The 13266-nt window shown below is 40.1% G+C and carries 7 protein-coding genes and 1 tRNA gene; 2 read left to right on the top strand and 6 right to left on the bottom strand.

Annotated features, from left to right (window positions below; all coding sequences use genetic code 11):
* Window positions 1–101: 101 nt before the first annotated feature.
* The 5 genes from WAX86_RS19425 to WAX86_RS19405 all read right to left on the bottom strand — a co-directional run bounded on the left by WAX86_RS19425 (window position 102) and on the right by WAX86_RS19405 (window position 9984).
* Window positions 102–193, bottom strand: a tRNA-Sec gene (locus WAX86_RS19425).
* A gap of 727 nt (window positions 194–920) precedes the next feature.
* Complete coding sequence (locus tag WAX86_RS19420) at window positions 921–3350, bottom strand: GH92 family glycosyl hydrolase (RefSeq protein ID WP_341489533.1); 2430 nt, start codon at window positions 3348–3350, stop codon at window positions 921–923.
* A 230-nt stretch (window positions 3351–3580) separates the two neighbouring features.
* Complete coding sequence (locus tag WAX86_RS19415; RefSeq protein WP_341489532.1) at window positions 3581–4075, bottom strand: GNAT family N-acetyltransferase; 495 nt, start codon at window positions 4073–4075, stop codon at window positions 3581–3583.
* Window positions 4076–4603: 528 nt separating this feature from the next.
* On the bottom strand, window positions 4604–7318 hold the full coding sequence (locus WAX86_RS19410) for a GH92 family glycosyl hydrolase (RefSeq protein WP_259347002.1): 2715 nt from the start codon (window positions 7316–7318) through the stop codon (window positions 4604–4606).
* A 152-nt stretch (window positions 7319–7470) separates the two neighbouring features.
* Complete coding sequence (locus WAX86_RS19405; protein ID WP_341489531.1) at window positions 7471–9984, bottom strand: GH92 family glycosyl hydrolase; 2514 nt, start codon at window positions 9982–9984, stop codon at window positions 7471–7473.
* 383 nt (window positions 9985–10367) lie between these two features.
* On the opposite strand from WAX86_RS19405, the gene WAX86_RS19400 reads away from it, so the two are divergent.
* A complete protein-coding gene (locus WAX86_RS19400; protein ID WP_065171139.1) occupies window positions 10368–10955 on the top strand; it encodes a uracil-DNA glycosylase family protein in 588 nt (195 codons plus the stop codon).
* Between the two features lie 63 nt (window positions 10956–11018).
* On the opposite strand, the gene WAX86_RS19395 is transcribed toward WAX86_RS19400, so the two are convergent.
* Entirely contained in the window at window positions 11019–11870 is an 852-nt protein-coding gene (locus tag WAX86_RS19395; protein ID WP_341489530.1) for an NAD(P)H-binding protein, read from the bottom strand.
* A gap of 352 nt (window positions 11871–12222) precedes the next feature.
* Here WAX86_RS19395 and WAX86_RS19390 point away from each other — a divergent pair, with 352 nt between their 5' ends.
* Window positions 12223–13254: an LLM class flavin-dependent oxidoreductase gene (locus WAX86_RS19390; protein ID WP_341489529.1), complete on the top strand. Its 1032-nt coding sequence runs from the start codon at window positions 12223–12225 to the stop codon at window positions 13252–13254.
* The last annotated feature ends 12 nt before the right edge of the window (window positions 13255–13266 follow it).

The following is a 13266-nucleotide window of genomic DNA, read 5'->3' as shown; positions in this document are numbered from 1 at the left end:
ACGTATCCTTTGCTGGTTTTAGACAACACGAACCAAGCCAGATAATCAGCTTAGATGTCTTGTTCAATGACATTGATAAAACCATTTATACGCGCGTGAAATGGCGGAAGAGGCAGGAATCGAACCTGCCAAAGCATATACTGCTCACATCGGTTTTGAAGACCGAGAAGGCCACCAGACCTCATCTCATTCCAAATTCCCGCAAAAGATATAGGGATTTGATCTCTTTTTTATTGATCTAACGCATTTATCATACAAAAATAATGGAATTGAATATTTCATTATAGAGCGAAACACTTTTTTGCTATCAAACCATATCTTTGTTTCTACTTAAAGCTAATCATATCCTCAAGCAACACTATTGCCAGTCTTGTTATATCTTACCACTTAGAGTTATGTCCAAATGATTTTTTATAAAGATATTGATAACATTCACTCGATGTTGATAAATAGTAATATTCGTCAACTTCATTTTTGTATTTGAGGAAAGTAAAAATTTTCCTTTGAAATTATGAGGAGTAATTTTAACTCTAGCCATAAATTATAACCTACTGCTACCTTATTGTTATTTTGCGCAGGAATTATAATTCATAATATTATTAGTCAATTTTATACTATCTATTTTTTACTCATATTTAACAGCGTTTATAAATTATGCATTAATTATCCTATAAACTATTATTTAATGATAAATATAACAATTAAATCTTGACACTAATTTACAAATAAATCGATCATCATTATTGCTTTATAAATATAAGTGATAAAATTAACGATATTTAAATACGGTATGTAGATTAATCTAAGTGAGTTATCTCAACCCACTTAAACTGAAAAGTGGTGTAATACCCAAGCGACTAAGTTAAGTTGCACTCACAATACTGTGTATCTTAACGTCACTTGGGTATAGAGTAAGAGGATTAGTTAGGCTTTTGATCTGTCATCACAAACCGTAGTTCACCACCTGCTTTAATGTCACTGTGGTTAAAGAAAACACCATCCGTTAACGGCTTGCCATTGATACTAACCGATTGAACATAGTAATTATCATCACTATTATTTTCAGCAATCACTTTAAAGACGCCGCCTTTGACAGGAATATCAGCTTCATCAAACAGTGGGCGGCCGATAGTATAAACCGTACTGCCTGGTGACACTTGATAGAAACCTAAAGCACTCATTACATACCATGACGACATTGCTCCAACATCTTCATTGCCAATAATGCCATTAGGCAAAGTGGTATAGAAGGTATCTAAGATATAATCGACATACTCTTGGGTTTTCCACGGCTCAGATGTGTAGTTATATAAATACGCTACGTGATGGTCAGGCTCATTGCCATGAACATATTGACCAATTAAGCCCGTCATATCTGCAGTACCTTCTAAAGGTTTTGCATTAAATAGTGCGTCTAGATTGCTTAAAAACGCCTCTTCTCCCCCCATAACGTATTTCAGACCATTGATGTCATGAGGAACAAACCATGTCCATTGCCACGCATTACCTTCAGTATAATTTCCCGTTTCATGAACCGCGTTATAAGGGTCAAAAGGAGTGCTCCAACTGCCATCACTCATAATTGGGCGCATAAAACCAGTACTGTTATGTTCGGCATAACGTGCTGGATTATGATCAAAATAACGTTTATAAGCCTTTGAGCGCTTCATATATTCAAGATAAATAGCATCGCTTCCGGCCAGCTTGGCCATCTGAGCAATACACCAATCATAATAAGCATTTTCTAAACCATAAGAGACCGATTCTGTCGTGCCATTAATCAAGTTTCCTTCACCGTCGCGCTCTACAGCCGGGGCAAATCCTAACTCGGCAATATATTTAATATGTGGAGTTAGAACCTTATTGAGCAAACCTTGATGCCAGTGTTGAAAATCTTCTGGATGATAGTTAGAACTGGCAAGGGCCGCTGCAAGTGCATCTTTACGCTCTTGATCGCTGAAAGATTCTGGATATTTGATCATCGCATCGGCAATGATCGAAACCGCAGGGTATCCCACCATAGTGCCACTGTAATCACCATGTAATTCCCATTTAGGCAGCAATCCACCTTCTTGCTGCTTTTTAATTAAGTTCTTAGCGTACTCGACCGCACGTTCAGGTTCGGTAATGGTCTTTAATGGGTGTAAAGAGCGGAATGTATCCCACATTGAATAGACCGAATAGTTTGTCTCTCCTTCACCATTGGTAAAGTTCTGAACTTGTGTACCATCGGCCATCCCTCGATATTGCCCATCAACATCTTGGTGAATCATGGGTGCTATTTTGGTGTGATACAACGCGGTATAGAAGATCTCTTTTTGATCTGCACTACCACCGGTGACTTTAATATCATTTAATGATTCAGCCCACTTCTGCTTAGCTTGCTGTTTAGCTTGATCAAAAGTGATATTTGCTTCTTGCTGATAGTTTTTCTCAGCGCCTTCAGTGCTAACCGGAGAAAGGGCAACTTTTGCAACAACAGGTTCATTGCTTGGTTCAAACTCAATAAAGGCAGTGACATCGGCTTGGATACGGCGTTTTTTACCTGCATCATCAGTTACAATGCGGGAAATACTTTCTGCGCTATTTCCTTTAACGGGCTCGCCTTCAACCGTTAATTGAATAGACTTAATTTTGTGGTCAAACTTTGCGTAAAAATACACGCGCTGATTCATCGACCAACCACCAAAACCGTGACTATCTCGCTCACCTATAATGGTGTAATCATCAATAATGGTGATCTTATTACGCATACTCTTACTACCCCAGTCGGTATTGAGCGTAGTATTTAAATCAACTTTAAGCTGCTGAGGTTGGTCTGGAGCAAATGTGTAGCGATGAAAACCAACACGTTCTGAAGCGGTAAGTTCAACCTTAATGTCTGACTCATCGAGTGTTACTTGATAAAAACCAGCTTGAGCAACCTCATTAACTTTAGCAAACGAAGCTTTTTCACTTTGGTTATCAAGGCTAAATGGCAAAAACGAAATATCACCTAAACCGCCAATCCCTGTACCAGAAAGATGGGTATGGCTAAATCCATATAAGGGAAGATCCTTATCTATAATCGTGCCTTTGGTGTAATCACTAGGATCGTGATAACCAGACGAAGAGTGCCAACCAGTTAATTGAGTATCTGGTGATAATTGCACCATACCAGAAGGCACAACTGCCCCTGGGAACGTATGCCCTGCATCTGCAGTTCCAATTAACGGATCGACATATTGCAATACACTCTGATCGATCGGAGTTTCGATATTATCTTTACCATCAAACGTCGAATTATCCGAATTACAGCCGCTTAATACCAAAGCGATCGCAGCCGTTAATGGTAGCAGTTTTAGTGACATAATTTGTTCCCTCTAGCCTTAAAAACTTTTTTATGGTTATTGCTCTAGAAACAAATTATCGAGAATAAAATCAGTGGGAGATATAGGACATAATTCGCATTCACTGCCTTTTTGTAACGAAAGAAAACCTCTGTGACCACGCGCAGGATCTTGATACGACCTATTCTGGACTCAAGATCACGCTCTTCCGTCTATGGTGTTTTATCTTTATTTTTCAAAAAGAGTGACTATCAACAAACCAAGTTAAAAAACATCACATCCTGCTCTTTTACTTGAAACACAAAGCCAAGTTTTACTAATAGGTGAGCTGATGCTTGATTATCGCGTGCCACCCCAGCAATCAAAGCCTGCCAGGATGTGTGTTCTTTAGCATGCTGAATCAAACCAGAGAGTAATTCAAAAGCATACCCTCTGCGCCAAACCGTTTCACTTAATAGGTATCCTATGTGTGCTTGTTCTGCTTCATCCACATAAATGAAAACAAAGCCAATCAATAGCTGTGTCTGTTTATCGTAAATAGCGAAAACCAAAGACTCTTGAGTAAGTTGTTGTAACCAATCTTTTGCCTGTTGATTAGTCGTAATATGATGAAAATGAGAGGGCAAGTGTTCAACAACACTAGGAGTAAGTACCGCAAGAATGGCCTCAGTATTCACTTTATCATTGGTAAATGAGTCAGCATCTAGAATCTGAGAAACCGTCAGTCGTGATGTTTGATATTGCATAAGTGTCTGAGCTTCCTACTCGTTCATGATAGAGGTTAAGTTATGCCTAAATTCAGCCTTTCACCTTTAAGTATGACTGTATGACCATTATCTCAGAGTCATTCTTAGCACAAAAAGAAAAGGCTCTGAATCTTATCATTCAGAGCCTTTACGAGCTTTTACTATTTATCATTCGGGATAATCCCTTCAGCCGAAATCTTACTTAACAGTGTTTTGGCTTTTATACATAGAAGAGAATACTGGAACGTATAGTGCAACAATTTTATTAACGATACGAGTCATCTCTATTGCCTCATTAATTAAGTGGATTTAAACCTGCGTTTTATTTAAACAAACCCTTTTTACATCGGGGTTTACCTCTGTATCTATGAGCGCAATTATAGGTATTTTTTTATGGTTGAGAAGTGATATAAAATAAAGATTCGGATTAGTTTTTATAATGCTTTAATGGCCGCAATAATGTGCCCTAAAAAAGAAAAAGCGGATGGTGATATCATCCGCTTTACGGTTTAAATAAACGCTTTTGTATTACTGAGTATGTTGCACTTCATTTGCGTGCAAGAAACTACCTACACCTAAGTTTGGCGGTACATCATCTTTACCTGTACCCCACTCTTTGTTTGGCTTTTCACCCATAACAAAGTGTAATGTTCCACCAGCCATAATTTCATCATGAGTCAAGTAAGTACGAGTAAACGCTTTACCGTTTAAGGTTGCAGATTGGATAAAGATTGCATCACGGCTTACACCATCGGTTGTCACTGTAAATGTTTTACCGTTACCAACATCAATGTTTGCTGACTCAAACATTGGCGTACCAATTTCATAGATCCCGGCAGATGCACTCACTGGGTAGAAACCTAAAGCACGGAAGACAAACCAAGAAGACATGGTACCAAAGTCGTCATTGCCGCAGATACCATCTGGAGTATTGTTGTAACAAACATTCGTAGCCGAAGCGACAGCAGCTTGCGTCTTCCATGGCTGACCAACATAGTTATACAAGTACGGTACATGGTGATCAGGCTCATTACCTTGAACGTGCTGACCTAAATTACCCGTATTAAAAATTGGATATTGGTTATCACCAGCATTACGATCTGGATAGGTGCTAAAGTACTCATCCAAACGGGCAGCAAAGAGATCGCCACGTTGAGCTTTTGGATCTTGAACCTCTTGATCGAACTTTGTCATATGATTGATCAAGCCATGAATATCGTGTTGAACGCTAAATGAGTACTGCCAACCGTTAGATTCTGTAAAGGCGTAGTTAAACATATCTGGGCGCCAATCTTTACCGACAGCTTTCCCCGTTTCTGGATCGACCCAGCCTGCATCTATGAATTTACCTTCGGTATCACGCGCCTTAAACCAACCTTGATATTTGGCCCCACCAAAGTCAAACTGAGCTTTCCAGTTATTGGACCTATCAGCAAACTCTTGATATTCAGGCACCTTATCACCACGAACGGCTTTGATCGCTTGTGCAATACACCAGTCATTGTACGCATATTCTAATGAGTAAGACGCAGTCCAGCTGCTTTCAAATGGTGAGTGAGCCCATAAATCGCCTTCACCTTCGCGTAACTTCGCTGATTTATAACCCTTAGTCACATACTCTTTGATTGAATCAACGGCGCTGTCTTCACGACCATCTTTAATCATGGCATCGATCAGGCGCTCTTTAATATCTTGGCGTTCACGCTCACTAAACCCAAGATCAATCATGCGTTTCTCTAACGAACCTTTGGTCAGTACATCAGCAATAATTGGAGTTGAATGCATACCCATCATCATGCCAGTCTCGTTACCCTTAAATGTCCACTCAGGCAAACGACCAACAACATTCCCACTCTCATCTTTTAACTCTGCAAATGATAAGAACGATAGCACCACATCTGCTAAGCGGTCTGGTTCGATAATGCTCGACAATGGCTGAACGGAACGATAGGTATCCCATAATGAGAACGTATCATAACGAGTGTAATCACCGACACCATCGTTGTTCGCATCCGCGATAAGAACCGGATCATGAAGAATTGGGTTATCAAACTCGCCATTTGGATACGCACCACGACCACGAGTCACCGCACGATAACGACCATCTAGATCCGAGTGAATAGTTTGACCTAATAGTGAGTGATAAAGCGCAGAATAGAAGGTTTGCTTATACTCATGATCACCTTCCACTTTGATTTTTGCTAACTCTTTTTCCCACTTGGCAGTTGCATCTTTACGTACTTGATCAAAATCTTTCCCCGCAACCTCCGTCATATTCAGTGATGCACCAGACTCTCCATTTTCACCAATTTCGACATTAGACAATGCCAATTTAGCCTCTACAACCAGTTCAGATTGTGCCGTATCAAACTCAACATAGGCTCGTGCATATTGGTGTTTACCACGAATTTCTCCGCCAATTTCGGTTGTACCAGCAGGGGCGTCGACATACTCTTTGCCGTCCTTATCGTAATAGGCAAAACGAATGTTCTTAATTGGCTGGTCGAACTCCATAATAAAGAATTCTTTTTGGCTTGGCGCCCAACCATCAGAGAAGCGGTGACCTAATAGGCGATTATTTTCTTTATCCCACTTAAAGTAAGAATCGGCGGTATAATCCCAATTGAGTTTAAAGCCAAGGTTTACAATCAGCTCTGATTTTTCATCTTGCGGGAACGTATAACGGTGAACCCCTACGCGATCAGATGCGGTCAATTCCGCTTTAATATCATAGCTATCAAGTAAAACCGTATAATAACCAGCCGTTGCTGACTCATTCTTATGCTGGAATGTCGACGCTTCAACATTGAGAGATGCAGAGCCTTCATTAAGCATGTAATCTGAGCGTGTATTAATCGGCATCACAAGAATGTCATTAAGATCGCCAGCTCCTGCACCTGATAGGTGGGTATGAGAAAAGCCAACCATACGAGCATCTTTGTAGAAATAGCCCGAAATATATTCCCATCCATTCGAACCATTATTTGGTGATAACTGCACCATACCGTGTGGCGTTGTTGCACCTGGATAGGTATTACCCAGCTCACCTGTACCAATAAATGGGTTCACATAACGAGTTAGATCCATATCATCAAACGCGATGGCTGGGTTTGCTCCCATATCAATATCAGGATTAACAATTGGTTGTTTACCTGATGCATCAACATTATCGTTATCTGAATTACAACCAACAAGGCCAAGTGAGAGTGCAATAGAAATAGCAACTAGCGTAGGTTTAAACATAATGAACTCCATGTTCAATTTAAAGGCGCACATCTCCTTTGCTAACACCTCATGTGCTAACAAAGAAAGAGAATATGGAGGCTGACAAAAAGATTCTGCCAGCCCAATCTTCCCAAGCAACATCAAGCTTTGAGGTTACTTGGGATGATGTATTAAGATTTAACGGGGCGATCGGTCATAACGAAATGTAATTGGCCACCAGGGCGAATTTCGCGATGATCAAAACTGAGGTTGGCATCAAGCGGCTTACCATTAATGGTTACCGACTCAACATAGATATTTTCAGGACTGTTATTTTCTGCCGTTATGGTGAATTGGCCACCATCGATATCCATAACCACTTTATCGAATAATGGTTTACCGATTGTATAAGATGGTAGACCTGGCGTAACTTGATAGAAACCAAGCGCACTCATAATGTACCAAGCAGACATTTGCCCAACATCTTCATTACCGATAAGGCCATCGGTGGTCGGATGGAAGAAAGAGCGCATAGCCTGTGTTACATACTCTTGGGTTTTCCAAGGTTCAGCAGTCCAGTTATAAAGATATGGCACATGGTGATCTGGCTCATTCCCCATAATAAATTGACCGATATAACCTGTCATATCGCCTTGAGATGTATCAGCTTCTGAATTGGCATTAAAGAGCGCATCCAAGTTTTGTAAGAAGCCCGCTTCACCTCCCATGACCGCTTTTAGCCCTGAGATATCGTGCGGTGCAAACCATGTCCACTGCCAGGTATTGCCTTCGGTAAAGTCTTGACCACGATGTTCAGCTCGATACGGCCAGAAAATATCAAAACTTGTTGCATCATTAATATCGCATCCTTCTGGCAAGGTAGAGATCGGATTACCACCATCATCAATAGCGCAAGAAGGATAGTTATTAACCCAAGAACCATCATAGTTTTTCGGACGCATAAAGCCCGTTGCACCATACTTACTGTATTCGTTTGGGTTGAAATCAAAGTAAGGCTTATAAGCGGGAGAGCGCTCTAGATAACGTTGATATTGAGCTTCGTTTCCTGCCAATTTAGCGATTTGAGCAATACACCAATCGTAATACGCATTCTCAACACCATAGGATACCGACTCATTGACTAGCTCATCATATTTATCTTGAGCATAGCCACCATCCTGAGGTTTCTTTTTCACATCGGCAGGCACATAACCATGTTGCTCGGCATATTGACCGTGGCGCGTCATCACAGTAAAGCGTTTATCACCATTCCAAGGATCGCGATACGGAACCCAATCATGAGTAAGCTCTAAATCAAAATTGGCAGAAACATCGGCCGCTTTTAGTGCTAACTGGAACTCTTGCTGGCTAAATGCTTCTGGGTGCTTAACCATAATATCGGCAATCACAGAAACTGCAGGATACCCCACCATTTCACCCGTATAATCTGAATGCAGCTCCCACTTAGGTAGCACACCACCTGTTTGGTACTTATTTAATAAGTCGCGGGCATATTCAATGGCGCGATCTTTATCAATAATGGTTTTTAGGGGATGAGCAGCGCGGAAAGTATCCCACATGGAATAAACCGAGTAGTTGGTAAACCCCTCTTTAGCTTGGTGCACTTTGCCATCCATCCCTCTGTATTTGCCATCTACATCTTGATAAACAAATGGCGCAATATAAGTGCGATAAAGTGAGGTATAGAACAAGGTCTTATCGGCTTCTGTGCCACCATCTACGCTAAATTTATTTAAAACCTTGGCCCATTTTTGCTTATTTTGCTCAACCACAGACGCAAAATCATAACCGTTATTATCGGCTTTTAGGTTTGCCATCGCCCCGTCAATGCCCGTTCCCGAGATCGCAATTTTAACCGTAATCGGCTGCTCACCTTTGGCAAAATTCAGGTGCGTAATAATGTCACGAACCCGCTCACGTTTATCGCCATAACCTTGATAATCAGCCAAGCCGACTTCGTTTTTCGAGCTAGGTTCACCATCCACATATACCCCATGTCCGGTAAAGGGTTCTGAGAACTCAGCATAAAAATATACGGTTTGCCACTGGCCCCATTCATTACTGGTTCTAGCTCCAGCAATTGCATGATCACTGATCTTTTTATAGTAAATACTGCGAGAGTGGTTACCGTACTGTTCTAATAATTCATGTTGAAGATCGATTTGAATCTTACGATCTTCATTACGAGGAAACGTATAACGGTGGAAAGCCACACGATCAGTTGCAGTTAATTCCGCTTTGATTTTGGTTTCAATCAGATCAACAGAATAGTAGCCCACCTCTGAGACTTCGCTCTGCTTATCCATGGTGACAGGCTTAGTATTAAATTTGGTATAAGGCAGAAAAGCAAAATCGTTCAGATCCCCTTTTCCAGCCCCTGAAATATGAGTGGTACTAAAACCTGAGAGCATCGTTAAATGATGGTGATAATCCGATGGCGATCCTTTTCCATTCCAATTCTTCGGATTCCAATTATCAGGGCTTGGTTGGATCATACCCTCTGGCGTTACAGGGCTTGGATTGACATTACCCAAGCCATCGGTGCCAATTAATGGATCCACATAATCTAAAATAGATTGCTCTGTTTCTGGATGGGTTTTATCTATAACCGTATTATTATCAGAATTACATCCAATAAGGGCAAAAGAGATAGCAAGGGCGAGAGGTAAGCGTTTAATAAGCATAAAAATCCCTTTAGCTCAATGAGTTATCATCAAGCCTTATTATTAATAGTTAACCTAGTGGTCAAATTATTAGCAATAAATTATCTGGGATATATAGGATAAACTTCGCATTCACTGCCTTTTTGTAACAAGAATTATGCCCTGTGACATTGGACATATTCTTAAAAGACACTTTTTGGACAGAAGATCACATTTTACGTTTTGATGGACAATCATATTGCGTAATCAATCTGTTTCGTTGAAATATCCTAAATACCGTTTTGTGAATAAAGGGGAATCCACTACCCTACAAACTCCATATACCCAAGTTATTCTTGTAGAACCTCACAGCTTGAAGTTACTTGGGTATATATCCTTACCTGTTAACAATACATGGTCGTGTTATGTCTGTTGAAAATCTTGTTCATCGAATCCGTCAATGTCAGATTTGTAAAGGAAAACTGCCTTATCCACCAAAACCACTGATTCAAGCCAGTGATCAAGCCAAAATTTTAATTATTGGTCAGGCTCCAGGAGAGAAAACCCATTTTAAAGGTCGAGTCTTTGATGATGTTAGTGGCGATCGACTGCGAGCATGGCTAGGTGTTGACAGAGAAACCTTCTATAACCCAGATATTTTTAATATTGTCCCGATGGGGTTTTGTTATCCAGGCACCATTATTCGAAATGGCAAACGAGCAGGTGATAAGCCGCCGAGACCAGAATGCCGAGCAACATGGCACCCTATTTTACTGCCGCAGCTTACTCAAGTAGAGCTGGTGATTTTAATGGGTAATTACGCTATCGAGTATTATCTTAAACAGAAAAAATTATCTGTAACCGATGCCGTTTTTAATCAAGATCACCACAAAGACAATATTTTTGTTCTACCTCACCCAAGTCCAAGAAATAATATTTGGCTGGCTAAGCACCCTCAATTTGAGCAAGATATTCTGCCAAAACTAAAACAGAAAGTAGCGCAATTAATTTAAACAAAAACGCCTCCTATTATATTAAATCGGAGGCGTTTTTGACTCACAATGAACAACTAATCATTAATGAAATGCACAAATTGAGGTTAAATAATCCACCAAAGCCATAGGCTGCTGCTGATTAACCAATTTGGCATCCTGGCTAACAATCGCATAATCACCGTTATCAATATCATCACTATTTAGAGCAATGGATTCGGCCAAAAACTCAGGCAATCCATTATCAATCAGCGACTGTTGATAATCGGCAATTGAAATAGACTTAAACTCAATACCTTTACCGCAATGACAGTTCATAAGCTCAGCAACGTCTCTCATGGCATACGCTTTTGAGCCCGTAAACGTATAAATCTCACCTTGCAGTTCCGGTTTTATCGCTAACATTGCTAAACCTTTTGCAACATCTTGGCGCGAGATAAAACTCAATGCACCACGTTGAGAGCCATCAATAAAGATATCGGTATCTAGGGCCTCTTTTACCGCAAACTCTAGATTTTCCATATACCAACTGCTACGAATAACCGTATGTTTAATACCAGAATGATTTAAATAATTTTCTGTATCAATATGCTGGCGAGTAAAAGGGAACACTGAATTGGGGTCAGTCACAATAATAAAACTCAAATACACAATATGCTGAATATTTTCTTGTTTAGCTGCATCTATGATTTGGCGATGTTGTTCAATTCGACGTTCTGTTTCTGCATTTCCAGAAATAAAAATAACCGTATCGACACCACGAAACGCCTCTTGCATCATGCTTGTGTCGTCATAATCAAAAGCTCTTAAAGCACACTCAATACCATGGTAACTATCAGGGTTTCTTACACCCGCGACAAATTCCACATTATTGTTTAAAAGCTCTTTTACAACACCCTGACCAATATGGCCACTCGCACCTGTTACTAAAATCATTATGTAATCCTCGTTGAAAAGACAATTCAGAAATGAATATCACATACGTTTTTTTAATCCTATCAAATACGGTGGAGTATTTATTTTTATTATTCATATTTCAGATTAAAATACATAAGGTTAGATATTAAATTTCAATATATAATCAAAATACATAGAACACTTAGAATATAGATATCAGCTCATTCGCTTTGTAAATCAATAATAGCTTAATGGTGAGTCTCATTTAAGTCATTAATATATAAACAAGTTGGAAAATATCTTTGCTAATATTTTAACTCTGTATAATTAAAACACTTGGGTATAATAAATAACTTCTAAACATAGTCAGTGTTATTGGTGATAAAGAATTATGAAAATATCCTTATGCTTACATATTGAAAAAAACGCACACACCGACAGTTATCAGCAAGCCTATAACGAATTTATTACGCTCTGTAAAATGGCTGATCGCGCAGGCTTTCATACTCTTTGGACAGGTGAGCATCATGGAATGGATTTCGCTATCACCCCTAACCCTCTCTTAAGTCTTGCCGATTTAGCCCATCAAACTCAATCTATCCGTTTAGGTACGGCAACACTGATAGCCCCTTTTTGGCACCCAATTCGTTTAGCTGGCGAGATCGCCTATACCGATATGATCAGTCATGGTCGTCTTGAAGTGGGATTTTCTAAAGGTGCTTTTCATTACGAATACGATCGCTTAAAACCAGGCATGAACAATGATGATGCAGGTGAAATGATGCGAGAAAGTATTCAAGCGCTTCAAAAACTGTGGCAGGGCAATTATAGCCATCAAGGTAAACATTGGCAGTTCCCAGAAACCTCAATCTCACCGCAACCAAGTCAATTACCGCATCCTCCACTTTGGGTTGCAGCGCAAAGCCCTTACACCATAGATTTCGCTATTGAACACGGATGCAATGTGCAAATGACACCGCTGTGGTTTGGTGAAGATAAAGTTCAAGAGTGCATTAATACCTATCAGCATGCGGTACAAAAACGCCAAGCAGACCACACAAAAATGCTGTTGCTGCGTCATGCCTTTATTGTGAATAGTGAAGAAGAAAAAGCGCGTATTTTGGCTCAGTTTAGTACGTTTTATGCTGAATTTGCCGCATGGTTTAATCAGAGTAACCCGGTATCTAACGGTAATTTAGTGGGTGATATTGAAGTAGGAGAGATGTTTACTGTTGAGACTCTGGCGCAAAACCTACTTATTGGTACGGCGCAAGAAGTATTAGCGCAATTAAAACAATATGAAGCACAAGGTGTTGATGAGTTTGCGCTTTGGATTGCAAATGGCATGAGTTTTGAGACGAAACAAGCCTTTCTTGAGCAATTTATTGAGCATGTTCTCCCGCATTTCCAATCAAACGAATAAGCTAAATAACAG

Origin of the sequence: Photobacterium damselae subsp. damselae, assembly GCF_038086725.1 — a bacterium.
GTDB classification, from domain to species: domain Bacteria; phylum Pseudomonadota; class Gammaproteobacteria; order Enterobacterales; family Vibrionaceae; genus Photobacterium; species Photobacterium damselae.
Note: the sequence above shows the minus strand (reverse complement) of the source record. Positions and strands in the feature narration are given on the sequence as shown.

Bases quoted from the DNA above. Each gene is read 5' to 3' on its own strand.
- WAX86_RS19420 (WP_341489533.1), bottom strand. From the start codon at position 3,350: ATGTCACTAAAACTGCTACCATTAACGGCTGCGATCGCTTTGGTATTA.
- WAX86_RS19400 (WP_065171139.1), top strand. From the start codon at position 10,368: ATGTCTGTTGAAAATCTTGTTCATCGAATCCGTCAATGTCAGATTTGT.
- WAX86_RS19390 (WP_341489529.1), top strand. From the start codon at position 12,223: ATGAAAATATCCTTATGCTTACATATTGAAAAAAACGCACACACCGAC.
- WAX86_RS19415 (WP_341489532.1), bottom strand. From the start codon at position 4,075: ATGCAATATCAAACATCACGACTGACGGTTTCTCAGATTCTAGATGCT.
- WAX86_RS19395 (WP_341489530.1), bottom strand. From the start codon at position 11,870: ATGATTTTAGTAACAGGTGCGAGTGGCCATATTGGTCAGGGTGTTGTA.
- WAX86_RS19410 (WP_259347002.1), bottom strand. From the start codon at position 7,318: ATGTTTAAACCTACGCTAGTTGCTATTTCTATTGCACTCTCACTTGGC.
- WAX86_RS19405 (WP_341489531.1), bottom strand. From the start codon at position 9,984: ATGCTTATTAAACGCTTACCTCTCGCCCTTGCTATCTCTTTTGCCCTT.